General features: G+C 73.1%; 17 protein-coding genes. 6 read left to right on the top strand and 11 right to left on the bottom strand.

What is annotated here, in order from left to right; translation table 11 throughout:
- Positions 1–43: 43 nt before the first annotated feature.
- Positions 44–5,362 carry a type I polyketide synthase gene (locus HNR61_RS23110; RefSeq protein ID WP_182845296.1) on the bottom strand — a complete coding sequence of 1,773 codons (5,319 nt, stop codon included), beginning with the start codon at positions 5,360–5,362 and terminating at the stop codon, positions 44–46.
- A gap of 341 nt (positions 5,363–5,703) precedes the next feature.
- Between HNR61_RS23110 and HNR61_RS23105 the strand changes: the two genes are divergently transcribed.
- Both HNR61_RS23105 and HNR61_RS23100 read left to right on the top strand, forming a co-directional pair.
- On the top strand, positions 5,704–7,374 hold the full coding sequence (locus HNR61_RS23105) for a (2,3-dihydroxybenzoyl)adenylate synthase (RefSeq protein ID WP_312898044.1): 1,671 nt from the start codon (positions 5,704–5,706) through the stop codon (positions 7,372–7,374).
- 90 nt (positions 7,375–7,464) lie between these two features.
- Positions 7,465–9,060, top strand: coding sequence for an FAD-binding oxidoreductase (locus HNR61_RS23100; protein WP_182845294.1), 1,596 nt, complete (start codon positions 7,465–7,467; stop codon positions 9,058–9,060).
- A 90-nt stretch (positions 9,061–9,150) separates the two neighbouring features.
- Here HNR61_RS23100 and HNR61_RS23095 read toward each other — a convergent pair whose 3' ends face one another.
- The 4 genes from HNR61_RS23095 to HNR61_RS23080 all read right to left on the bottom strand — a co-directional run bounded on the left by HNR61_RS23095 (position 9,151) and on the right by HNR61_RS23080 (position 13,020).
- The gene (locus HNR61_RS23095; protein ID WP_182845293.1) at positions 9,151–10,362 is read right to left on the bottom strand and encodes a cytochrome P450 family protein; all 1,212 of its coding nucleotides are present in this window, start codon (positions 10,360–10,362) and stop codon (positions 9,151–9,153) included.
- Positions 10,363–10,482: 120 nt separating this feature from the next.
- Positions 10,483–10,944 carry an SgcJ/EcaC family oxidoreductase gene (locus HNR61_RS23090; protein WP_182845292.1) on the bottom strand — a complete coding sequence of 154 codons (462 nt, stop codon included), beginning with the start codon at positions 10,942–10,944 and terminating at the stop codon, positions 10,483–10,485.
- Positions 10,945–10,981: 37 nt separating this feature from the next.
- Positions 10,982–12,166: an acyl-CoA dehydrogenase family protein gene (locus tag HNR61_RS23085; RefSeq protein ID WP_182845291.1), complete on the bottom strand. Its 1,185-nt coding sequence runs from the start codon at positions 12,164–12,166 to the stop codon at positions 10,982–10,984.
- A 50-nt stretch (positions 12,167–12,216) separates the two neighbouring features.
- The gene (locus HNR61_RS23080; RefSeq protein ID WP_182845290.1) at positions 12,217–13,020 is read right to left on the bottom strand and encodes a TIGR03084 family metal-binding protein; all 804 of its coding nucleotides are present in this window, start codon (positions 13,018–13,020) and stop codon (positions 12,217–12,219) included.
- A 441-nt stretch (positions 13,021–13,461) separates the two neighbouring features.
- Here HNR61_RS23080 and HNR61_RS23075 point away from each other — a divergent pair, with 441 nt between their 5' ends.
- Positions 13,462–14,106 (top strand): ScbR family autoregulator-binding transcription factor, encoded by a 645-nt coding sequence (locus tag HNR61_RS23075; RefSeq protein WP_182845289.1) that lies wholly within the window; start codon positions 13,462–13,464, stop codon positions 14,104–14,106.
- A gap of 91 nt (positions 14,107–14,197) precedes the next feature.
- On the opposite strand, the gene HNR61_RS23070 is transcribed toward HNR61_RS23075, so the two are convergent.
- Genes HNR61_RS23070 through HNR61_RS23060 form a run of 3 tightly spaced genes read right to left on the bottom strand, consistent with a single transcriptional unit; the run spans position 14,198 to position 17,461 of the window.
- Positions 14,198–15,259: a carboxymuconolactone decarboxylase family protein gene (locus tag HNR61_RS23070; protein ID WP_182845288.1), complete on the bottom strand. Its 1,062-nt coding sequence runs from the start codon at positions 15,257–15,259 to the stop codon at positions 14,198–14,200.
- 7 nt (positions 15,260–15,266) lie between these two features.
- Complete coding sequence (locus tag HNR61_RS50050) at positions 15,267–16,934, bottom strand: FAD-dependent oxidoreductase (RefSeq protein WP_182845287.1); 1,668 nt, start codon at positions 16,932–16,934, stop codon at positions 15,267–15,269.
- On the bottom strand, positions 16,931–17,461 hold the full coding sequence (locus tag HNR61_RS23060) for a DUF5987 family protein (RefSeq protein WP_245681585.1): 531 nt from the start codon (positions 17,459–17,461) through the stop codon (positions 16,931–16,933). Before HNR61_RS23060 ends, HNR61_RS50050 begins: the two co-directional genes overlap by 4 nt.
- A 571-nt stretch (positions 17,462–18,032) precedes the next feature.
- Between HNR61_RS23060 and HNR61_RS23055 the strand changes: the two genes are divergently transcribed.
- The 3 genes from HNR61_RS23055 (at position 18,033) to HNR61_RS23045 (ending at position 21,299) form a co-directional block, all read left to right on the top strand.
- On the top strand, positions 18,033–18,665 hold the full coding sequence (locus HNR61_RS23055; protein WP_182845285.1) for a ScbR family autoregulator-binding transcription factor: 633 nt from the start codon (positions 18,033–18,035) through the stop codon (positions 18,663–18,665).
- Between the two features lie 404 nt (positions 18,666–19,069).
- Positions 19,070–20,113: a ParB/RepB/Spo0J family partition protein gene (locus HNR61_RS23050; RefSeq protein ID WP_182845284.1), complete on the top strand. Its 1,044-nt coding sequence runs from the start codon at positions 19,070–19,072 to the stop codon at positions 20,111–20,113.
- A 430-nt stretch (positions 20,114–20,543) separates the two neighbouring features.
- Positions 20,544–21,299: a helix-turn-helix domain-containing protein gene (locus tag HNR61_RS23045; protein ID WP_067814259.1), complete on the top strand. Its 756-nt coding sequence runs from the start codon at positions 20,544–20,546 to the stop codon at positions 21,297–21,299.
- 118 nt (positions 21,300–21,417) lie between these two features.
- Here the strand turns inward: HNR61_RS23045 and HNR61_RS23040 are convergent, their stop codons facing one another.
- The 3 genes from HNR61_RS23040 to HNR61_RS23030 are packed head-to-tail and all read right to left on the bottom strand — an operon-like array spanning position 21,418 to position 23,764.
- On the bottom strand, positions 21,418–22,791 hold the full coding sequence (locus HNR61_RS23040; protein WP_182845283.1) for a cytochrome P450: 1,374 nt from the start codon (positions 22,789–22,791) through the stop codon (positions 21,418–21,420).
- Positions 22,788–23,318 carry a flavin reductase family protein gene (locus HNR61_RS23035; protein WP_182845282.1) on the bottom strand — a complete coding sequence of 177 codons (531 nt, stop codon included), beginning with the start codon at positions 23,316–23,318 and terminating at the stop codon, positions 22,788–22,790. The genes HNR61_RS23040 and HNR61_RS23035 overlap by 4 nt, the downstream gene beginning before the upstream one ends.
- Positions 23,315–23,764 carry an acyl-CoA thioesterase gene (locus HNR61_RS23030; protein ID WP_182845281.1) on the bottom strand — a complete coding sequence of 150 codons (450 nt, stop codon included), beginning with the start codon at positions 23,762–23,764 and terminating at the stop codon, positions 23,315–23,317. Before HNR61_RS23030 ends, HNR61_RS23035 begins: the two co-directional genes overlap by 4 nt.
- Positions 23,765–23,766 lie beyond the last annotated feature (2 nt).

The raw sequence follows: 23,766 nt of genomic DNA, 5'->3' as shown, positions 1-23,766 counted from the left end.
CGGTCTCCCTTCTGATCGGTTGGTCCTGGTCGTGGGGAGGGCCCTACGCGCCGACCGGCTCCGCCGCGGCGTCGTGGGTGTCGTCGTGGGCGCCGTCGTCGTGCGCGCCGTCGTCGGGGCGGAGCGCGTCGAGGAGGTGGCCGGCGAGCGCGGCGATGCTCGGTTTGCTCCACAGGATGTTGGGCGGCAGGTCGAGGCCGTAGCGGCGCTGCATCCGCACCCGGAGCGCGACGGTCATCACCGAGTCGACGCCGAGTTCGGCCAGCGGCCGCTTGAGCTCGATCTCCTCGGCCGCCAGGTTCAGCTCGGCGGCGACCTGCTCGCGGACGTCGGCGGTCATCAGGGCGAGCCGCTCGTCCTCCGCCAGTCCGGCCCAGTCGATGGTGAAGGCGTCGCCGGCGTCACCGGCGTCCTCGGCCACGGTCAGCTCGCGGAACATCGGCACCCGCGGCGTGCCCGGCGGCAGCGGAAGGACGCGCAGCACCGCCTTGTAGGGCGAGCGGAAGCGGTCGGCGAACGACCAGGACCGGAACGCCTCGGTGGCGGTGACCATCTCCAGCCCGCGCGAGTTGGCCTCCAGCATGGTGCCGTCGATGGCCTCCGACATGCCCATCCCGCGCCACGACGTCCAGCCGAGGCTGACCGTCTCGGTCCCGCCCGCGGCCTGGCGGTGCGCGGCGAGCGCGTCGAGGTAGGAGTTGGCCGACGCGTAGCTGGCCTGGCCGGTGAGCCGGGCGAACTGGCCGCAGGAGGAGAACAGGACCATGAAGTCCAGCGAGCCGGGCGGGAAGATCCGGTGCAGCACCATCGCGCCGACGGCCTTCGGCCCGAGCACGTCGTGCAGGCCGCTCCGCTCCACCTTGTCGACCATCGCGTCGCGGACCACGCCCGCGGCGTGGACGACGCCCCGGACGGGCGGCAGCCCGTGGGCGGACGGGTCCAGCGCCTCGGCGACCCGGTCGGCGTCGGTGATGTCGAGCGCCAGCACCTTGACGGTCGCGCCCAGGGCCTCCAGCGCCTGCACGCCCGCGATCTGGCGGCGGACCCGCGCGTCGCGCACGCGCGGCCACTGCGAGCGGGGCGGCAGGCCGTGCCGGCCCACCAGCAGGAACCGGCGCGCTCCGAGGTCCACGAGCCATTCGGCCACCGCCAGTCCCAGCGCGCCCAGCCCACCGGTGATCAGGTAGGTCCCGGACGGGTGGCAGCGCAGCGTCCCGCCCTCGGCCGGACGCGTGATCGGGACCAGCCGCGGCACCTCGGCCGCGTCCCCGGTCAGGGAGATGACGTCCTCCTCGCCCGCGGCGCGCTCCATGAGGGTCAGGAACCGCTGGCCGGTGTCGTCGTTCAGGTCGGTGACGTCGACGAGCCCGCCCCACAGCTCGGGGTGCTCCCCGGCGACGATGCGCGCGGCGCCCCACAGCGGCGCGTGGGCCAGCGACGTCTCCTCCCGCGCGGTGCGCACTCCCCGCGTCAGGCACCACAGCCGCGTGTCCCGGGCCGGGTCGGCGCGCAGGCCCTCGGCCAGCCGCTGCGCCGTGCGCAGGAGCATCCAGGCGTTGTCCTCGGCGACCCGCTCGGGCGGTTCGCCGTTCGTCGCGGACGGCGCGATGACGACCGCGTCGGCCGCGGCCAGCGCGTCCTGGTCCAGTTCCTCCGCCGCGAAGGCGCGGGCGCAGTCGATCCCGGCCTCCTCCAGCTGCCCGGTGAGGCGGCCCGCCAGGGCGCCGTCGCCGACGAGCACGACCCGGCGCACCGGCCGGCGACCGGCGCGCTCGGCGCCGTCGAGGGCGAACGGGTGCCAGTCGATCTCGTGGACGAGGTCGCGGGGCGAGGCCACCGCGCCGGGCTCGTCCTTCAGCGCGGCGAACCGCAGCCCGGTGACCTCGCCGACGACCTGCCCGCTCTCGTCGGCGATCAGCACGTCGACGGTGTCCTCCGGGGAGGCCGGCGACCGGCGCGAGTGCACGACGATCCTGGCGGGCGGGTCGCCCCGAAACGCCACCGCGTCGATGTGGCAGGACATCCACAGCCTGCGGGCGTCCTCGGGCGTCACCACCACGGCGCTGATGGTCAGCGCGCCGTCGATGACGTGGGCCCAGCTCGCGGCGTGCTCGGCGGGCGACGGCTCGATCGTGATCAGGGCGAGCTGCTCGGTGTCGTTGCGGCGCAGCTCGGTGACCTCCCAGTCGAAGGCGTAGCCGCCGACTCCCATGGTCCGGAACATGTCGTCCACCGCCGACCACGGCGTCGTCCGGTCGCACCGGGCGCGCACGGCCTCGACGTCCACCGTGCCCGCCGCCGGCTCCCGTCCCCGGTCGACGGTGGCGGTCACGTGGGTGAGCCACTCGTGCTCGGTGTCCCCGTCGGCGACCCGCGTCGCCAGCCGCAGCGCGTTCTCGGCCAGCACGACCTGGACCACGCGCGGCGGGGTGACCGCGACGGGGGTGCGGAGCACGATGTCGCTCAGGGCGGGCGGGCGGCCGTCGGGTCCGGTGGCCGCCGTCGCGAACGTGTCGATGATGACGGCGGCGGGCGTGATCTCGACGCCGACGACCTCGTGGCTCTGCGGGTACGGGCGGCAGGTCAGGTCGAGGTGGGTCTGCCACACCTGGCGGACCGGGCTGTCGCTGACCGTCATGCGGCCGCCGAGCAGGGTGTGGCGGTCCGGGTCGTGGCCCCCGCCGAACCCGGTCTCGTGGTCGGAGCCGGAGAACACCCAGTAGGGCCGGTGCTGCCACGCCACGGCGGGCATCTCGACCAGCGTCCCGCCGGGGTGCTCGCGCGACCAGTCCACGGCCGCGCCGTTGCAGTGGAGCGTGGCCAGGTTGCCGAGCAGGGTGCGCACCTCGTCGGAGTCCCGGCGCAGGCTCGGCACGGCGGTGGCGTCCTCCACCCCCATGTGGTCGCAGGTCTCGGCGATCGAGTGCGTCACCACCGGGTGGGCCGACAGCTCCACGAACAGCCGGTGGCCGTCCTCCAGGGCCGCCTGGACCGCCTGCGTGAACCGGACCGGCTGCCGCAGGTTGGTGGTCCAGTACGCGTCGTCGCGCGCCTCCTCGGACCGGGGGTCGGCCAGCGCGGTGGTGTACAGCGGGATCCGCGCCGGACGGGGGCGCAGCTCGGCCGCGGCGGCCCGCACCTCGGCGGTCACCGCGTCGACGTGCGGGCTGTGGAACGCGATGTCCGTCGCGACCTGCCGGACGTCGATGTCCTCGGCCCTCAGCTCGTCGGCGAGGGCGGCGACGGCCTTGCGGTCGCCGGAGACGACCGTCGACCCGGGGCTGGCCGCGATGCCCACCCCGACGTCGGTGCGGTCGCCGAGCCGCCGCCGGCACTCCTCCCAGTCCAGCGCGACCAGGGCCATCGCGCCCGGTCCCTCCACCCGGCGCAGCGCCCTCGCCCGGCGGCAGGCGAACCGGGCGGCCTCCCGCACGTCGAGGCACCCGGCCACCACGGCGGCGGCGATCTCCCCCACCGAGTGGCCGATGACCGCGCCGGGGACGAGGCCGTGCCGGCGCCACACCTCGGCGAGGCCGATCTGCATGGCGAAGGTGAGCGCCTGGACGTGCGAGGCGCTCCACGGGCCGCCCCTGGTCAGCACCGCCCGCGGGGTCCAGCCAAGCTCCGCCTCGAACACCTCGGCCAGCGAGTCGATCGCGGCGGCGAACGCGGGCTCCTCCTCCAGCAGCTGGCGGCCCATGCCCGACCACTGGGCGCCGTGCCCGGAGAACACCCAGACCGGTCCCGTGGCCTGCCCGGCCGCCGTGCGCGCCGTGACCAGCCCCGGCGCCCGGCGCTCCTCGGCCAGGGCGTGCAGGGCCGCGGCCAGCTCGGCGGTGGAGTCGGCGACGACCGCCGCCCGCTGCGCCAGGTGCGACCGGCGCCGGGACAGCGTGTGCCCGACCGACTCCAGGTCGGCGTCGGGGTCGCCGGTCAGCCAGTCGGCGGTCCTCCCGGCGAGGGCGCGGAGCCCCGCCTCGGACATCGCCGACAGCGGGAAGACCGACGCCCCGCGGGCGTCGCGGCGCGGGAACGCGGTCTTCGGGTGGGCCTGCCCGGACGGGGCCTCCTCCAGGACGAGGTGCGCGATCGTCCCCCCGACGCCGTAGCTCGACACGCCGGCCCGCCGCGGGGTCCCGTTCGCGGTCCAGGGGGTGCGCTCGCCGACCAGGCGCAGCCCGCAGGACTCCCAGTCCACGTCGGGGTGCGGCTCCGAGTGCAGGCTCGGCGGCAGTTCGCCGTGCCGCAGGGCGAGCACGGTCTTGATGACCCCGGCGATCCCCGATCCGCCCTCGATGTGGCCGATGTTCGGCTTCAGCGAGCCGACCAGGCAGGGCTCGTCCGCCCGGCGGCCGCGGCCGAACACCTCGGCCAGCGCCAGGGCCTCCTCGCGGTCCCCGACCGGGGTGCCGGTCCCGTGCGCCTCGACGTACCCGACCGTGTCCGGTGCGATGGCCGCGCGCCGGTAGACCTCGCGCAGCATGTGCTGCTGGGCCTGGCTGTTCGGCGCCATCATGCCGTCGGAGCGGCCGTCCTGGAACACGCCGCTGCCGAGCACCACGGCCAGCACCGGGTCCCCGTCGCGCCGGGCGTCGGCCAGCCGCTTCAGGACCACCACGCCCGCGCCCTCGCCGCGGCCGTAGCCGTCGGCGTCCTTGTCGAACGCCTTGCTCCGCCCGTCCGGCGAGGTCGCGCCGGCGGCGTCCAGAGCCACGAACAGGGCAGGCGTCGCCATGATGTTGACGCCGCCGACGATGGCCAGCGGCATCTCCCCCGACCGCAGGCTCTGGCACGCGTAGTGCAGCGCGGTCAGCGAGCCCGCGCACGCGGTGTCGAAGGCCACGCTCGGTCCGCGCAGGTCCAGGAAGTAGGAGGTCCGGTTGGCGATCCCGTAGTAGGTCGTCCCGTTGACGGCGTACGCGCCGGTGCGCGGGATGTCCTCCAGGAGGCGGCGGCCGTAGTCGTTGGAGTTCGCGGCGGTGAACACGCCCGCCTCCGAGCCGCGCAGCGACAGCGGCGGGATTCCGGCGTTCGCCAGCGCCTCCCACGCCAGTTCCAGAATGATGCGCTGTTGCGGGTCGAGGAAATCGGCCTCGCGCGGCGAGATGCCGAAGAAGTCGGCGTCGAATCCCTCGATGTCGTCGAGGAAGGAGCCGAGCCGCGTCGTCTGCCGCATGATCGCGGTCGCCTGCGGGCTGCTCGACGCGTACGGTTCCCATCGTTTGTCCGGCATCTGTCCCACCGAATGCCGGCCCTCGGCGAGGAAAGACCACAGCTCGTCCGGCGAGGACAGGTCGGGAGAGAACCTGCAGCTCATCCCCACGATCGCTATGGCTTCCGAGAGTTTCCCAGTCTCGCCCATATCGTGCTCCTCCAAGGAACCGGCATCCCGAGAATCGGAATACCGCGCAAACCCCGTTCACCTCGAAAGGTCGATCTCTCTGCCCTTTCCAGGTACGAACAAATGTTTGAACGATCCGATCTCCAGCTCGAACACTAAGCCCGCCCACAGGGCGAGGGAAGGTCGTTCCCGGTACCGAGCAATTACAAAGAAGGCAGTTCAGGAGAAGCGGCCGCCAACGGTCAGCGGTGATCCTTGTGCAGTTGACGAACCGATCATCCGTGTCGCGTCGAAAGGGCCGTGCGCCAGCGCGGTTCCCGTGGCGCGCGTCGTTCCGGAGGAGGCGCCAGGTGGCCGCGAGAGTGACGAGACCGAGCCGCGCGAGCATCGTTCCCTGGCCGGACGAGGCGGCCGCCGCCTACCGCGCCAAGGGGTACTGGGACGGCCGCCCGCTCGGCGCCCGCCTGTACGCCGCCGCGGACGCCGACCCGGACGCCGTCTGCCTGGTGGACGGCGAGCGGCGGCTGAGCTACCGCGAGCTGACGGCCCGCGCGGACGGCGCCGCGACGCGCCTGCGGGCACTCGGGCTGCGTCCGGGCGACCGCGTGGTCGTGCAGTTGCCGAACTGCTGGGAGTTCGTCGTGCTGACGGTGGCGCTCCTGCGGCTGGGCGTGCTCCCGGTGATGGCGCTGACCGCGCACCGGCAGGGGGAGATCTCCTCGGTGGCCGCCGTCGCGCGGGCCAGGGCGCTGCTGGTGCCCGGCACCGTCAGGGACTTCGACCACCAGGCCATGGCCCTGGCGGTCGCCGCGCAGGTGCCCGAGGTGGAGCACGTCCTGGTGCTGGGCGACGACGTCCGGGACGGCGGCGTCGACCTGCGGGCGCTGTGCGAGCCGGCCGACGACGCCGACGCCGCGCGCGGGACGCTCGACGCGATCGCCCCCGACGGGAGCGCGGTGGCGCTCTTCCTGCTGTCCGGCGGCACGACGGGCATGCCCAAGCTGATCGCCCGCACCCATGACGACTTCGGCTACATGATCCGGCGGGCCGTGGAGCTGTGCGGTTTCGGGCCCTCCACCGTCTACCTCGCGGTGCTCCCGCTCAGCCACGGGTTCCCGATGGCCGGTCCGGGCGTCCTCGGCACCCTGATGTCGGGCGGGCGGGTCGTGATCGCGCCCTCGCCCGCCCCGGAGCGGGCGTTCGCCGTGATCGAGCGGGAGGGGGTCACCGCCACCTCGCTGGTCCCGGCCGCCATCCAGCGCTGGGTGGAGCACCGCGAGACCGACCGCGGCCGGGACCTCGGCTCACTGGAGCTGCTCCAGTCGGGCGGCTCCCGGCTGGAGGAGCGGCTGGCGCGCCGGATCGCGCCGACGCTGGGGTGCACGCTCCAGCACGGGTACGGGATGTCGGAGGGGCTGCTGTGCTACACGCGCCTCGACGACCCCGAGGACGTCATCCTGCGCACGCAGGGACGGCCGGTGTCCCCGGACGACGAGCTCCTCGTCGTGGACGAGGACGGCCGGCCGGTGGCCCCGGGCGAGCCGGGGGAACTGCTCACCCGGGGCCCCTACACCGTCCGGGGCTACTACCGGGGCGGGGACCTGAACGCGCGCTCGTTCACCGAGGACGGCTGGTACCGCACCGGCGACCTCGTGCGGCTGCGCCCGGACGGCAACCTGCTCGTCGACGGCCGCGTCAAGGACGTCATCAACCGGGGCGGGGAGAAGATCGCGGCCGAGGAGGTCGAGCACTTCGCCCGCCGGGTCGACGGCGTCCGGGCGGCCGCCGCGGTGGCCGTTCCCGATCCCGAGCTCGGGGAGCGGGTGTGCCTGTGCGTCACCGTCCATCCGGGACGGGCGGTGCGGCTGGCCGACGTGCACGCGGTGATGGAGCGGGCGGGAGTGGCCCGGTTCAAGTTCCCCGAACGGCTCGTCCTGGTCCCGGAGATGCCGCTCACCGCGATCGGCAAGGTCGACAAGAAGGCGCTGCGCGCCACCGTGGACGGCGCGCTCTCCCCGTCCCCCATGCCCTGATCCTGCCAAATGTCAGAAATCGCAGTCTCGGGCGTTCCGGTGTGATCAGCTCAAGCCCGTCGGTTCCCAACGACCAGCAGGGAGCAAGCGATGTCCCCAATCCCCCGGCGCAGAGTCCTGGCATCGACAGGAGCTCTGGCGGGCGCCGCCCTGATACCCACCGAGGCGGCGGCCGCCGCCCGCCCGACGCCGGCCGGCCGCGTCCTCCCCGGGGACGTGCGCTACCCCGACCTCGTCCGCGGGTTCAACCTCCGCTGGGCCGGAAAGCCCGACTACGTGCTCCTGCCGACGACGACCGAGCAGGTCGTCCGGGCCGTCTCCGACGCGGTCCGGTCCGGCCGCCGCGTCACGGTCCGCAGCGGGGGCCACTGCTTCGAGGACTTCACCACCACCCCGGACATCAAGGTGGTCATCGACCTGAGCCAGCTGGCCGCGATCTCCTACGACGCCGGCCGGCGGGCGATCGAGGTCGAGGCGGGCGCCACCCTGGTCGAGGTCTACGACACGATGTTCCGGCGCTGGGGGGTCACCGTGCCGGGCGGGCAGTGCCTGTCGGTCGGCGCGGGCGGCCACGTCCCCGGCGCCGGCTACGGGCCGATGTCCCGCATGTACGGCCTGATCAGCGACCACCTGTACGCGGTCGAGGTCGTCGTGGTGGACCGGGACGGCGGCGCCCACGCCGTGGTCGCCCGCCGCGACGACCCCGACGCCCGGCTCCGCGACCTGTGGTGGGCCCACACCGGCGGCGGGGGCGGGAGCTTCGGCGTCGTGACGCGCTTCTGGTTCCGGACGCCGGGCGCGACGGGGGACGACCCGTCCGGCCTGCTGCCGAAGCCGCCCTCCCACACCTGGCTGAGTTCGGTGATCTGGCCGTGGGAGGGGCTGACCGAGGCCGGGTTCACGCGTCTGGTGCGCAACTACGGAAGCTGGTACGAGCGCCACCGCGCCGCCGGGACCCCCTTCGACGGTCTGTTCAGCCGCTTCAACCTGCTCCACAAGGCCGGCGGGGTCGTCCAGCTGGCCAGCTCGCTGGCCTCCGACGGCGGCGACGCCGAGCAGCGGATGCGCGAGTTCGTGGCCGCGATCGGCGAGGGCGTGGGCGTCCCCTCCATGGTCACCGAGCACCGGCGGGTGCCGTGGCTGCACTCGGTCTCCTGGGCCAACAACGCCGGCGCCGACCCGACCGGCCGGGCCGACTACAAGTCCGCCAACATGCGCCGGGGCTTCACCGCCGAGCAGCTCGCCGCCATGTACCGCCACCTCACCCGCACCGACTACCAGCACCAGACGGCCCTGGTCTCGATCGCCTCCCTGGGCGGGAGGATCGGCGCGGTGGCGCCCGGCCACACGGCCGTGGCGCAACGCGACTCGATCATGCGGGCGATGTTCTTCGCCACCTGGCACGACCCCGCCGAGGACGACCGGCACGTCGCCTGGGTGCGCGAGTTCTACAAGGGCGTCTTCGCCGCGACGGGCGGGGTCCCGGTCCCCAACGAGGTCACCGACGGCTGCTTCATCAACTACCCCGACGGCGACCTCAACGACCCGCGCTGGAACTCCTCGGGCGTGCCCTGGCACACGCTGTACTTCAAGGACAACTACGCCAGGCTGCAACGCACCAAGGCCCAGTGGGACCCCCGCAACGTCTTCCACCACTCCCAGTCGATCCGTCCGCCCGCGCGCTGAGGCGGGCGGCGGGCACCCGTCCCCCGACGGATCACAGGGGGCACCGGCGGTCGGCGCCGGTGCCCCCTTCGCGTCTCCCGTCGGCTCCGCTCAGCGCAGGAGCACGGGCAGCTCGGTCAGGCCGTGGTGGAACATGCTGGTGCGCCAGGTGAGCGTCTCGGCCGGCCGGGCCAGCCGCAGCCGCGGGAAACGGGCGACCAGCGAGCCGATCGCGACGACGCCCTCGAGCCTGGCCAGCGGCGCTCCCAGGCAGTGGTGGTAGCCGTGCCCGAAGGCCAGGTGGGCGTTGTCGCCCCGATCCAGCAGCAGCCGGTCGGGAGCGTCGAACCGGCCGGGGTCCCGGTCGGCGGCCAGCAGCGACACGAGCACGGTCTCCCCGGCCGGGATGTCCATCCCGCCCAGGGTCAGCGGCTCGGTGCTGCGGCGGGCCGTGAGCTGGACGGGGCTCTCGTACCGCAGGACCTCCTCCACCGCCGCGGGCAGCAGGGCGGGGTCGGCGCGGAGCCGGTCCAGCTGGGCGGTGTCGCCCAGCAGGCTCAGCACGCCGTTGCCGATGAGGTTGACCGTGGTCTCGTGCCCCGCCACCAGGAAGAGGAAGAGCATCGAGGTCAGCTCGTCCTCGCTCAGCCTGTCGTCGCCGTCGCGCACGGCGGTCAGCGCGGACAGCAGGTCCTCCCCGGGCTCGCGCCGCTTGCGGTCGAGCAGGGAGCGCACGTAGTCGAGCATCTCGCCCGCCGTGGCGGTGAGCCGGTCGAGGGGGACCATGCTGGAGGTGAGGACGGTGGTCCACCCGTGGAAGGTGTCGCAGTCCTCCTCGGGGATGCCGAACAGCTCGGCGAGCACCTGCAGGGGCAGCGGCAGCGCCAGCGCGGCGATCAGGTCGACCTCGTGCTCGCCGTCCAGCGCGTCGAGCAGCGCGTCGGTGCGCCGCTGGATCCACGGCCGCAGCCGCTCGGTGCGGCGCCGGGTGAACGCGGCCGACACCAGCCGCCGCAGCCGGGTGTGGTCGGGCGGGCTCATGCTGAGCATGTGGCTGTTCATCGCGCGCCGCAGGTGCTCGGGCATCCGGCGTCCGCCGCCGACGTCGCCGGTGCGGTTCTCCAGCCGCGGGTCGTTGAGGGCCGCGCGCGCCGCCTCGTACCCGGTGACCAGCCACGCGGTCCGTCCGGACCCCAGCGTGACCCGGTGCACCTCCCCCGCCCGGTGCAGGCCCGCGTTCCCGGCATGACGCTCAGCCGCATGTCCCAGCGTGATGTCGGTGAGCTTCCGGTGGGGTGCCGTATCGCTGAGGCTCTCTGTCATACGTGGTCACATCCATCCTCTGACATGCGCTTCCGGCATCACCGCACGCCCCACGGCCTGAGCGGGCCACCCTGGGGGGCGGCCCGCTCAGGCCGTGGGCCCTCTACCGGACGGAGGGGTTCACGCGTGGGAGGACGCCCCCGGGGTGGGAAGGCTCTGGACGGCCGGGCTGTTCTGGTAGGCCGCCAGCCGCCATTCCCCGTCCCGCTTGACGCACAGCCAGGACGCCCGGATGGCCTGCTCGTCGGAGACCTCGGACTCACCGGCCGCCAGCACGCCGCCCTGGGTGAGCAGCAGCGCCACGTCCGGCGCGAGGAACCTCAGGTCCACCGGCCTGCCGGTCACCTGGGTGCCCTTGTAGGTGGTCTCGAACGCGTCCTTCATGTGGGCGCGGATCTCGTCGGGGCCCTTCTTGAACAGACCGGGCAGGATCATGGTCCCGTCCTCGGTGAAGACCCCCGCGAAGCTGTCGGCGTCCTGGTAGGCCCAGGCCGCGACGACGCGCTGGGTGAGGGCCGCGACGGCGGCCTGGTCGGCGGCGGCCGGCCCGCCGGCCGGCGTCTTCGGGGTGGAGGTGCTCATCGTCTTCCTTTCCTCGACGGCCGATCGGGGCGGCGCGTCAGATGTAGGGCGTGTTGGGCTCCAGCCCGCTGAGGACCCGCCCGTAGAGCTCGGTGTTGGTGGTCGGGTTCATCAGGGCGTGCAGGTTGACCGCCTGGACGTCGCGCGCGATCCGCTGGATCGGCACGTCGGTGTAGATGGAGGAACCGCCGCTGGCGGAGGCGAGGATGTCCACGGCCTCCTTCGCCAGCCGGCTCACCGCGCCGAGGTCGGCGCGGGCGCGGGCGCGCTCCTCCAGCTTCCACGGGGTGCCCTCCTCGCCCTTGGCGTCGACCGACGCGGCGAGGCGCAGGGCGTGGAACTCCGCCTCGTCGATCTTCAGCGACGCCTCGCCGAGCTGCAGGTGGGTCACCGGCGCCTCGCGCTGGCTCTCGTACGCCGTGTAGGTGATCTTCCGGTTGGGCAGGCGCTTGAGGAACGTCTCCCGCATCCCCCTGGCCAGGCCGAGCAGGGTCCCCACCGACGACGCGGCCGCGACCGGCAGCAGCGGGACCCGGTAGATCGGGCTGGCGGCGTTCGCGCTCGACGCGCCCTGCCCCTGGAGCACCGCGGGCAGCGGCAGGATCCGTTCCTGCGGCACGAACAGGTCCTTGGCGACCGTGCTGACGCTTCCGGTGCCCTGCAGGCCGGAGGTGTGCCAGTCGTCCACGATCAGCAGGTCCGACATCGGGACCAGGCCCATGACGGGGTAGGGCTCCCCCTCGTCGGGCGTCAGGATCGCGATGATCTCCTGCCAGTGCGCGTGGTGGGCGCCGCTGATGAACCCCCACTTGCCGGTGACCACGACGCCGCCCTCGACCGGGCGGGCGATCGCGCCGGGGCTCAGCGTCCCGCACACGCGCACGTCCGGGGTGGAGAACACCTCGTCCTGCACGGCGTCCGGGAACAGGCAGGCCATCCAGCCCGGGATCCAGTACACCGACGCCACCCAGGAGGCCGAGCCGTCGCCCCGGCCCAGTTCCGCAGCGACCTCCACCAGCGTGCGGGTGTCGCACTCGTAGCCGCCGTAGCGGGCCGGCGCCCTCAGCTTGAAGACGCCGGCGTCCGCCAGCGCCTCGATCGTCTCGTCGTGCAGCCGCCGGTTCTTCTCCGACCATGCGGCGTGCGCCCGGAGCGTCGGCGCCACCCGGGCCGCCCGGCTGACCAGTTGCTCTCGCGTCGGAACCTGTGTGGTCGACACCATTTCCTCCGTAGCCGATGGGTGGGGGCCGCGCGCGGCCCGTTCCGGCGGGGTCAGCGCGGCAGGTCCGCGAACTGGCCGGGGGTCCGGCCCGGACCGGCCGGGCCGCGGTACGCCTGGGCGATGTCGAGCCAGCGGTCGGCCTCGGCGCCGGTCGCCACCAGGTCCAGGTCGGCGCGGTGCCGCCGCCGGGTCGCCAGCAGGCAGAGGTCCATGGCCGAACCGGTGATCCTCTGGTCGGAGTCGGCCGGGCCGTACTCCCAGGACTCCCCCGAGGGGGCGGTGATCTCGAAGCGGAACTCCTGCTCCGGCGGGGTCAGCCCGCGCGCCTGGTACCCGAAGTCCCTGACCAGCACGGTGAACAGGACCAGGTGCCGGAGCCGGTCGGTCGGTCGCCGGGGCACGCGCAGGGCGTCGGCGATGTCCTGCCCGTGCCCGAACAGCTCCATGATCCCCGCGCAGGCCAGGACCGCCGCCGGCAGCGGCCGGACGAGCCAGGGCACCGTCTGGTCGGCCGGGACGGCGGCGAGCGCCTTGACCGCCGACGCGCGCTCGGCCCGCCAGCGGGCCAGCAGCTCCTGCGGCGAGTCGTCGCGGTAGTCGGCGAGCGCGGCGTTCACCGCGCCGTTGAAGTCGTCCTGGGCTCCGGCGACCAGGCGCTGGAAGCCCTCCGGGTCGGACGCCGCCGTTCCCGCCAGGCGGAAGATGAACGTCAGGTGGGCGATCTGATCGAAGATCGTCCAGCCCGGCGCGGGCGTGGGCGTCGACCACCGGGAGGGGGCGAGATCGGCCACCAACCGGTCCACGTCGTCGCCTTCGGCGGCCAGGTCGTCGAATACGTTCTGCGATTCTGTCATGCAGCCGTCTCCTATCTTGGGGACGAAAGTGGAGCGGTCGGCATTTCACGCTCCACCAAGACTGCAACAGGGAATACCTCGCGGTCATCTTCGGTCGTGCCATTGCCGTCGCGACTTCGCCGCCGGGGCGTCCACTCGGACGCCAGGACCATGAATCGCCTGACCTGCGCTCATGCGGCCGCGGCCCACACGGTGACGTTTCCGGGCCGGGCGCGGAGCGCGCGCCGGAGGCGCGGCGGCCGCCCCGGAGCGCTCCCCCGGCGGGCGGCGGCGCAGTACCGGCCTCGACGCGCCCTCCCGCGCGCCGGACCTGCCATTAGTTCGCGAACTGCAATGAAATTGCGTGGTCAGCGCAGTATCAACTCATCGGAGAGCCATTGTGGTAATCGCAGTCAAGGTCATGTTACAATCGCCCGACCCCCGCCTGAAAGGTGCTGAACATTGCAGGAGAGAGCGACCCTGACCCGACGCATCATCCTGAATGCAGCCGCCGAGACTTTCGAGGAGCGCGGATACGAGGGAACGAGCATCCGCGACATAGCAGAGAGCCGCAACATGAGCAAGGGCGCGGTTTACTTCCATTTCTCCAGCAAGGAGGACCTCGCGCTGGCCGTCATCAACGAGCAGCGCTTCCTGTGGCCGGACCTGGTCAACGAGCTGCGCGGCCTCCACCCCCGGGCGATGAACCTGCTCCTGGCGCTGACCTCGCAGGTCGCCGACGTCTTCCTGGACAACGTCCTCGTCCGCGCGAGCCTGCGCCTGGCGTTCGAGACCTGCGACAAGATGAGCCCCTGGGTCCCGTCCCTGCTGGTCGACTGGGCCGACATCATCGACCGGCTGCTGTCGGAGGCCCAGGAGGCGGGAGACGTCCTGCCGGAGGTGGACACCAGGTACGCCGCCGAGTTCATCGTGGGCTCGTTCGCCGGATGCCAGCGGATCTCCGAGATCGAGACCGGCCGTGCGGACCTGCGCTGGCGCGTCGCGATGATGTGGCACCACCTGCTGCCGACCATGGTCACCGAGGAGTGCCTGGCCGACATGGAGCCGGTCCTCCGCAACATGGGCCAGCGCGCGTACACGGCCTGAACGGCACGAGGCCGCCGGCGGGCGGAGAGCGCGACCAGCCGTGACCAGGCGATCCGCGCTCTCCGCCCGCCGTCAGGACGGCCCATCCCCCTCACCCCGCCGCCAGGGCGCCCACCCGCCGGGACGCGGTGAAGGCGGCCCAGGAGACCAGCTCCACCAGCGGAGCGTCGCCGGAACGGCCCTTCCTGTAGTCCTCGATGACCGAGCGGTCGACCTGGTAGGACGCCATGGCCGTCAGCAGGGCCAGGCGGCCGGCGGGCCGGTCGGACGCGGGCAGGACGGCGAGCGCGCCCTCGGTCCAGGAGCGGCTGAGACCGGGCGGCCGCCCGTCCCATCCGGCCAGTTCCGCGCGGACCACCTGCCGGACCGGGGCCGGGACCGAGCGTTCGGCCGCCGCGTCGACGGCCGCGGCGGCGCGCGCGAACGCGTCCGCGACGACCGGCGCCCCGTCCGCCCAGGCCATGTCGCCGGGCGGCGGCGCGGCGGGCAGAAGGTGCAGCGACCGTCCCGGCGCGCGGTGGCGCAGGGAGTTCGGCCGCAGGCAGCGGCCGACCAGCCGCATCATGCCGCCGCGCGCCCGGGCCGGCAGGCCGGGCGGGAAGGGGGACTCCTCCAGGAACACGTTGACCACGCGGTTGAGGTAGTGGAAGACCACCGCCACCCCGACGAGCTCGGACGCCTGGCCGGCCGGGAAGGGGGCCGGGCGTCCGCCCCCCGCCTCCCCGGTCCCCAGGTCCCGCGCCCAGGCCGCCACCGCGCGGATGCGCGGGTCCGCGACCGCTTCCAGCCGTCCTTCGGCGATGGCGGCGGCGTCGCGCCCGCGCACCAGCCCGTGCAGCGTCATGCCGTGCACGTCCGCGCAGTACCGGCAGCTGTTGCCGAGCGACACCGCCGAGGCGACGGTCTCCTTCACCGCCCGGTCCGCCCGCCCGGAGGCGACCAGGGTCTCCCGCAGGGTCATCCAGGCCGCCGCGAGCAGGTCCGGCGCGGGGGAATGAAGGGTCACCGGAGGGGCGAGGATCCCGAAGTCCCGCTCCACCTGGGCGTAGATCTCCGCGACCCGGCCCCGCGCGGCCTCGTGGCGCACCGCCGAGACGTGCCTGACCTGCCCCTGCGCCCCGCGCCGCGTGACCCGTGCGAAAGCTCCGGCCATGGCGGGCTCACCCGGCCCGCCGGCCCTGCACGAGCCCGGCCACCAGCGGTGCCGCCGCGCGGCGGGCGCTGGTGGCGCCGTCGGGGGAGGGCGCTCCGTACTCGACCGGGACGCCGCGTTCCCGGGCCGCCCGCACGATGCCGGGCATCGCGCGCTCGGCGAGCGCGGCGATGGTCATCGCGGGGTTGACGGTGAGGGCGCCGGGCACGGCCGAGCCGTCGGTGACGAAGATGCCGGGGTGGCCCCGCAGCTCGTGGCGGTCGTCGAGGGCGGAGGTCGCCGGGTCGTCGCCGATGCGGCAGGACGCCAGCGGATGCACCGTGTAGGCGCCCACCACGTCGTTCGTCCACGGCCGCACCCTGCCGACGCCGTCGCGCTCGATGATGTCGCGCACCAGGTCGTCGGCCTCGGTCCAGCCGCGCAGGGTGTTGGCGGTCGGGTGGTAGCGGAGGTTCCCGCGTCCGAGCATCTGCTGCGAGATGCGCATGGCGTTCCCGGTCGCCGGGGGCGGGCCGAACACCCCCTCGTTGTCGTCCTCCGACATGATGAAGATGGTCAGCCACGACTGCCAGCGCTTGAGCATCTCCTTCTTCTCCACGCCGAACCAGGTCGGCCCGGTCGCGTCGGGCGCCTGGGCCAGGATGGTGCCGAGGCCGGGCGGGAAGTACAGCTGTTCCAGCGAGAACCGGGAGTGCTCGGGCAGCGACCCGTCCAGCCGGTCCCAGTTCGCCACCACCGGTCCGCGCCCGATCTGGTTGGCGGCGTAGGCCAGGCCGCCGTCCCGTTCCAGGCCCAGCACCTCGCGCACCCGGTCCTCGTCGATCACGGCGGTGTTGAGCCGTTCGCCGTTGCCGGAGAAGTAACGCCCCACGGCGTGCGGCATCTTGCCGAGGGAGGGCTCGGAACGCTGGAGGATGACCGGCGTGGCGCCGGCGCCCGCCGCCAGCACGACGATCTTGGCGTCGATCGTCCCGCCGCCGGTGTGGACGCGGTAGTCCTCGTCGTCGATGACGTTGTAGTGGACGCGGTAGCCGCCGTCGTCGGTGCGCGAGATGTGCTGCACCTCGTGCAGCGGCCGGATCTGCGCGCCGTGGGCGAGGGCCGCCGGCAGGTAGTTGGTCAGCAGGGACCGCTTGGCGTCGAAGCGGCACCCGGCCATCATCCAGTTGCAGTTGGTGCACTTGCCGTTGTCGACGGCGACCGGAACCGGGTTGGCCGTGTGGCCCGAGCGGGCGCACAGCGCCGCCCACAGCCCGCCGGCGTAGGTGACGTCGTCCCAGTCCTGCCCCGTGACCGGCATCGCCTCGGCCACCCGGTCGTACCACGGTTCGAGAGCGTCCCGCGACAGGGCCTTGGGCCACATGCGCCGCCCGATGCCGCCCTTGCGCTCGAAGACGAAACGCGGCGCCCGGGGCATCGCGGCGAAGTAGACGACGCTGCCGCCCCCGACGCAGTTGCCGCCGAGGACGCTCATGCCGTCCCCCACCACGAAGTCGAAGATCCGGGTGTAGGACGAGCCGAGCTTGAAGTCGTGGTCGAAGTCCTCGCCCTCCAGCCACGGGCCGCGTTCCAGCACCACGACGCGCGCGCCGCCCGCCGCGAGGTGGTAGGCCGCGATCGCGCCGCCGAACCCGCTGCCGATCACAAGGACGTCGGTGCTCTCGAAACTGGTCACGCGGGGCTCCCGGACGGTGTGGTGTGGGGGTGGAGTTCGGCCAGCGGCCGCCCGTAGCCGTACTGCGGGAAGCGCCACAGGCCGTCGGCGTCCGGCTTGGCCAGGCCCATCGCCTCGATGCCGGGATGTCCCTCGGCGATCGCGTCGAGGGTGTGCATGTGCGCGCCGGTGTCGAAGGCCATGTTGCTGAACAGCGCGATGCTGACCCAGACCTCCTTCTCCGGATGCCCGGGCGCGGTGAGCGCCCGCGTCAGCGCGGTCCGCTCGGAGAACGGCAGCGCCACGAACGGCGGGACGTCCGCGTCCAGGGTCAGCCCGCACCACTCCGCGTGGGCCCGCGCGTGCTCGTTCAGCATGCGCGCCAGGGTGTCCAGGCTGTCGGACACCCCCGCCGCCGACCACTCCAGCAGTTCCAGGGCCCCCGCGGCGACGGCGCCGGGGCCGACCGCCGCGCCGGCCACCGACCGGTCTCCGGGCCAGCGTTTCTCGCCGGGCACGATCGTGTCGGCGAAGGCCTCGATCGTCACTTTCCGCGTTTCTTCTTCGGCTGCGGCGTCCGCGGGCATCCGCGACACCTCCTGTTGTCGGCGGGGAAAACGGAATCGACCTACAGAAAGACCGATGGACGACCGGGCTCGGTGACGGCGGAGCGTCCAGGGACCGGAAGGCGCCGCGACCACTCCGCGGCGGTCGAGTGGACCGGAGGCGGAATCGCCTTGACGTCTTCCCGGAATTCATGATTGGCCCGCGCGCTGCACAAAGCATCTCTGAGCGTGCCGTGGCGAATCCGGCGGGCGGCCGCGGGAGGGCGCCGGCGGCGCCGGGAGGGGGCCGGGGCGGTCCGGCGGCGGGCCCGCGAGCGCCCGCGGCGTCGGCATGCCGCACGCCGGATCGCGCCGGCGGGGGCCGTCGGCGGGCGGTGGAATTGGTTCGGCGATCCGGTCGGGAAGTGGCCGGCGGGAAACCAGTGAGCGGCGAGATCGGAAGGACACGACAGAATCGGCGTTCCCCTCTCCCCCGGCGGCTCGTGGTATACGATCACCGCCCGAGCCAATGAGGCGGGAAAGCCGAAGGCAGGAGACGAGGGCGCTTCGGGATATGCAGGAACGAGCGAGCCAGACCAGACGCCTCATCCTGGAAGCCGCTGCCCAGACGTTCGAGACGCACGGCTACCAGGGCACCCGGCTGCAGGATGTCGTGGCGGGGCGGGCGGTGAGCAAGGGGGCCCTGTACTTCCACTTCGCGTCGAAGGAGGAACTCGCCGCGGCGGTCATCAACGAGCAGCACGACCTGCTGGCCGAGCTGGCCGTCATGCTGCGCCCGCGCCACTCGCGGACGGTCCCGCTGCTGATCGAGATGTCCCGGCGGATCGGCGACCTGCTGCGCGACGACTCCATGACCCGGGCCAGCACGCGGCTGGCCTGCGAGCGGGACCAGATCGGCCCGGCGGCGCCGGTGCTGTTCGACGCGTGGATCGACACCGTGGAGCGCCTGCTGGAGGAGGCCAAGGCGCAGGGCGACGTGCTCCCCGACGCCGACTCCCGGATGGTGGCCGAGCTCATCATCGCCGCCCTGGCCGGGATGCAGCGGCGGACGCGCACCGGCGAGACCTCCCTCGACCTGCACACGTTCGTGATGGGGATGTGGCGGATGATCCTGCCCGGCCTGGCCGTCCCCGAGCGCCGGGCCGAGATCCTCGACCACCTCGACGCCGTCGACAAGGTCTCCTGAACCACCCGCCGCGCGGAGCCCCTTCCCCGGGCGGCCGCCGGAGCGCGGCCCGCCCCGGAGCCGAGCCGCACGTCAGCCGGTGTCAGTACAGGTTCGGCCACTTGTCAATGACGGGCGCCCAAAGCGGCATTGCCTTTTCCGGCCAGCCGCGGCCACGACCGCGTTCCGGCTCTCGCCCGTGAACACCGGTGCACTGCACGCCATGTGTCGGCACGGTGTGCGATCGCCCGGACACCCAGCGCCTCCTTGTTGAGCATGTACGAAGTGTTGCCAAAAGCCGGTCGGCCGGTATCTTCTGGACCAGATCTTCACATAACGCATCACCGAGGGGCGGCGGCCGGGAGCCCGGCGCTCCGCGTTCTTCACTATTCAGTGAACGGGGGGAAAGAGTCCAAGTGAGCCGGATGCGCAGTTCGCTGTCCGCCGGTAAGGGGAAAGTTCACTCCGAGGGCCCGCCCGCTGGAAACAGACAACCCATCGCCAGGACCAGGCCTTCCGTTGTGCCGATCACGGAGTTCCGTGGTGACTTCTCGGTCCGCCGGTCCGTGGACGAAGAACATATCCACCGGCTCAACCAGACGGAAGAAGATCTGCCGCCGATCCTGGTCCACTATTCGACACTACGTGTCATAGACGGCGTCCATCGGCTGCGCGCCGCGACGCTCAGGGGGAAACGGGAAATCGAGGTCGAATTCTTCTACGGCGACGAGGACGAGGCTTTCATAAGGGCCGTCGCGGAGAACACCCGGCACGGCCTTCCGCTGCCCCTGGCCGACCGCAGGGCGGCGGCGTCGCGCATCATCGCGGCCCGCCCGCACTGGTCCGACCAGGCGATCGGGCTGTGCTCGGGCCTGTCCGCCAAGACCGTCGCGGCGCTGCGCCGGCGTTCGACCGGGGATTCTCCGGAGTCGAACACCAGGACCGGCGTCGACGGGCGGACCCGGCCGGTGAACGGGGCGGACGGCAGGCGCCGCGCCGCCAGGGAGATCGGCCTGCGCCCCGACGCCTCGCTGCGGGAGATCGCGCGGGTCGCCGGGGTGTCCCTGGGAACGGCCCATGACGTGCGGCGCCGGCTGCGCCGCGGCGAGGACCCCGTCCCCCTCGGCCTGCGCCGCGCCGAGGAACCGGCCCGGCCCCGGCGGGAGGAGGGGAAGGAGGGTGACGAGGCGCCCCGCGCGCCCGCCGCGGCGGGCGCGGCGGGCGCGGTCGATCCGTCGTCGCTGCTCGAAGGGCTGACCAGGGACCCGTCCCTCCGGCAGAGCCTGCAGGGCCGCAGGCTCCTGCAACTGCTGCACACCCGGTCGGTGGCCGCCGCGGACTGGAGTGCGCTCGTCGACGCGATACCGCCGCACCGCGTCGCCACGATCGTCGCGATCGCCCGCCAGTACGCGGAGAGCTGGGAGCACTTCGCGCGCGCCCTCGAGAACCGCGAGGGTCCCCCGGCCTGAGGGCCTCCGAACGGACCGGGCCTCCATTACGGTCGCCCCTGCCCCGAACGGCCTCCGCCGTCACCGCCCGGTGTCCGCGAACTCCGGCGGTGCACACCCCCTCTCCCGGTATTCGCGCACCCCGAATACCGCCGGTCCCAGAGCGCCGGCGCAGAACACTTCTGTCCGCCGTGGGCGCGCGGCGGTAAATTTCCGAATCCCATTCTGCGGTTAATGGACGGTTCAATGACCCGCCCCGTCCACCCACAGTCACGAATCAAATACATGGGTTTAGGCGTTCAAACCCGTCAAGTTTTCTCCGGAAGCATTTTTGATATGCTCCCGGCTAGTTCCTCGAGCCGCCGCCACCGCGACCGCTCGAAGCCTGCTCATCCCTCTGCGAAGGCTATTGCCGCGCAGCCGGATCCGACGCGAGCGACGGAGAAATCTGATGGGTGGACATGTGGAAGAGAGCGTCCGGAGAGTCATCGACAGCATCCACCAGAACATTGGCGAGCCGATAACCATCGACGACATGGCGCGCACCGCGATGTTCAGCAAGTTCCATTTCACCCGCATTTTCCAGCGGGTTACGGGGGTGTCCCCCGGGCGTTTCCTGTCGGCGGTCCGGCTGCAGGAGGCCAAGCGGCTGCTCCTGTCCACGTCCCTGAGCGTCACCGAGATCAGCCACAAGGTGGGCTACAGCAGCGTCGGGACCTTCAGCTCCCGCTTCAAGAGCAGCGTCGGGCTCTCCCCCTCCGCCTACCGGGAGCTGCGCGGCTTCGCCGCCAGCATCCCCGTCGACATCCAGCGGCCCGCCACCCGCTCGATCAGCGTCCACGGCGAGGTCTTCCAGCAGGACGCGGGCGCCGGCGAGGGGACGGTCTTCGTCGGCCTCTTCCCCGACACCATCCCCCAGGGGCGGCCGGCCTGCTGCACGGTGCTGGAGCGGCCGGGCCCCTTCCGGCTCGACAACGTCCCCGAGGGCGACTGGTACCTGCTCGCGCAGTCGGTGGTCCCCGGTGAGGAGCACGTCATCGGGAACGCTCCCCCGACCGTCGCCGCGCACGGGCCGATCACCGTCCGCCACGGCCACATCATCGGCCCGCTGCGGATCGGGCTGCGGCCCATGCGGACCCTCGACCCGCCGGTGCTGCTCGCGCTGCTGGACGTCCGCCGCGGCGCGCTCAGCGCGGCCGCGAGCTGACCTCTCCGGGATCCGGCGTCCACCCCCGCGACGACTCCCGTACAGAGCCGGCGCAGAGCCGATGCGGACGCGAAGCCCCGGCCGTGGATCCCACGGCCGGGGCTTCGCGCGTGCCCGGTCAGAGCGCGGTGACGTTCACCGGCAGGCCGTCCCGGAGGCGGAGGGACAGCATCGGCTCGGGGACCACGCGGTGGCCGGGCACGGTGGTCAGCCGCAGCTCGCGCACCACCATGGCGAGCACGAAGGTGGCCTCCATCATCCCGAGGTGGTTGCCGACGCAGAACCGCGGGCCCGCGCCGAACGGGATGTAGGCGTACCGGGGCCGGGTCTCGGGGCGCTCGGGGTCGAAGCGCTCGGGGTCGAACCGCTCCGGCTCCTCCCAGAAGCCCGGATGCCGGTGCAGGGTGTAGGGGCAGACCATCACGTCGGCGCCGGACGGGACGTGGAACCCCCCGACCTCGTCCTCGGACTGGGCCACCCGCGTCAGGATCCACACCGGCGGGTAGAGCCGCATCGCCTCCTGGATCACCATCGTGGTGTAGGGCAGGCCGTGCAGGTCCTCGAAGGTCGGCATCCGGTCGCCGAGGGTCCCCGCCGCCTCCTCGCGCAGCCGCTCCAGCACCTCCGGGTGCCGGTCCAGCAGGTGGAAGGTCCACCCCAGGGTGCTCGCCGTCGTCTCGTGCCCGGCGAGCAGCAGGGTGACCAGCTCGTCCCGCAGCCGCTGCCGGCCGACCCGGGGGTCCGGCTCCCGCCGGACGGAGGCGATCAGGCGGGACAGCGCGTCGTCGCCGTCGGGGCGGGCGGCCCGTTCGGTCACCAGCCGGCCCACGACCCGCTCCAGCTCCCGGCGGGCCCGGCGGAAGCGCAGCTGCTTGGGCAGCGGCGCCCACAGCGGCACCATGCCCTGCGTCACCATCTCGAACATCGCCTGGTCCTGCACGGCCTCGAACGCGCCGCCCACCGAGCCGTGCGCGCTGAGGTCGGCGTCCAGCAGCGTCCGGCCGAGGACGCCGAGGGTGAGCCCGGTCAGCTCCCCCATGAGGTCGACCGGTCCCCCGCCGGCCCGCGCCCGCAGCCCGGCGACCAGCTTCGCCGCCTCCTCGGCGACCGCGTCCGCCTGGCGGACCATCCGCTTGCGCTGGAAGGCGGGCTGGACGACCTGGCGCTGTTTGCGCCACAGCTCGCCCTCGCTCGTCAGCAGCCCGTCGCCGAGGGCCCGGCGCGCCTGCACCAGGCCGATGCCCTTGTGGTAGTTGGCGCCGTTGTCGGCCAGCAGCCGCTTGGCGTGGTCGGGGTGGTTGAAGAAGTAGAGCGTCCGCGGGCCGATGGCGATCCGGGCGGCGTCGCCGTACTCCGCCGCCGCGGTCATCAGCCCGAGCCGGTCGAAGGCCAGCTTCCGCAGCAGGCCCAGCGCCGCCGTGCGCGGCGGCCCCGGGGGCACGCGCCGCGGAGCGCCCCGGCGGGCGCCCGCGGACTGCCTCAGCGCGCTCATGCCGTCACCTCGCTCCGCTCGGGTTCGAGCCGGCGGAAGCGCCCCTCGTAGAACAGCAGCGCCTCGTCGTCCTCCGGCCGGGACGGCCGGTCCATCGACAGGACCTCGCCGATGAAGATCGAGTGGTCCCCGCCCTCGTAGGTGCGCCACAACCGGCACTCGAAGCGGGCCAGGGCCCCGCTGATCAGCGGGACGCCGGTCGCCGGGCCGGGGTCGCAGTCGACGCCGTCGAACTGGGCCGCGCCCAGGGGGCGCGACAGGTCCGCGAACCGGCGCGCCAGCGCCTCCTGGCCGACGCCCAGCACCGACACCCCGAAGTGCCCGGCGGCGAGCCTGCCGTGCATGACCGCCTGGTGGCCGACGCAGATCAGCGCGAGCGGCGGGTCCAGCGACAGGGAGGTGAAGGAGTTGGCGGTCATGGCGTGGGGGGAGTCGCCGCCGACCGTCACGACCGTGACCCCGGTGGGGAAGGCCGCGAACGTTCTCCGCAGCAGCTTGACGTCGCCGACGCCGTTCGTCCGGCTCATGTCGCCCTCCCCGCTTCGGCGGGCACGTAGGGGGCCAGCGCCCGGCCCAGCGCCTCGGGGACGCGCGCCGGGACCGTGCGGGTGTTGGGGCCGCGCATGCAGGCCACCCGCTGGCGGCCGCGGGCGACCAGCGTCTCCAGCCCGCCCGGGTCGAGCCGCACGTAGTCGAAGCCGAACTCCAGCTGGGTCTGGGCCAGTTCGAGCAGGCGCATCCGGATCGACAGCTCGTCGAACGCGGTGATCTCCGCGTAGAACTCGCAGTCGACCTTCAGGGTGAACAGCTTGAGGTCCTCCCACAGCTCGGCGAGCACCTCCGGGGCCCGCTCCTTGAGGAACATCTCGCGACAGCGTCCCTGCCAGCGCAGGTAGTTGACGTAGTAGACGTTGCCGACGATGTTGGTCTCCTCGAACCCGACGGTGTGCCGGTACTCGAAGTAGTTGTCCATCT

It is taken from the genome of Actinomadura kijaniata, from assembly GCF_014138665.1.
Lineage (GTDB): Bacteria > Actinomycetota > Actinomycetes > Streptosporangiales > Streptosporangiaceae > Spirillospora > Spirillospora kijaniata.
Note: the sequence above shows the minus strand (reverse complement) of the source record. Positions and strands in the feature narration are given on the sequence as shown.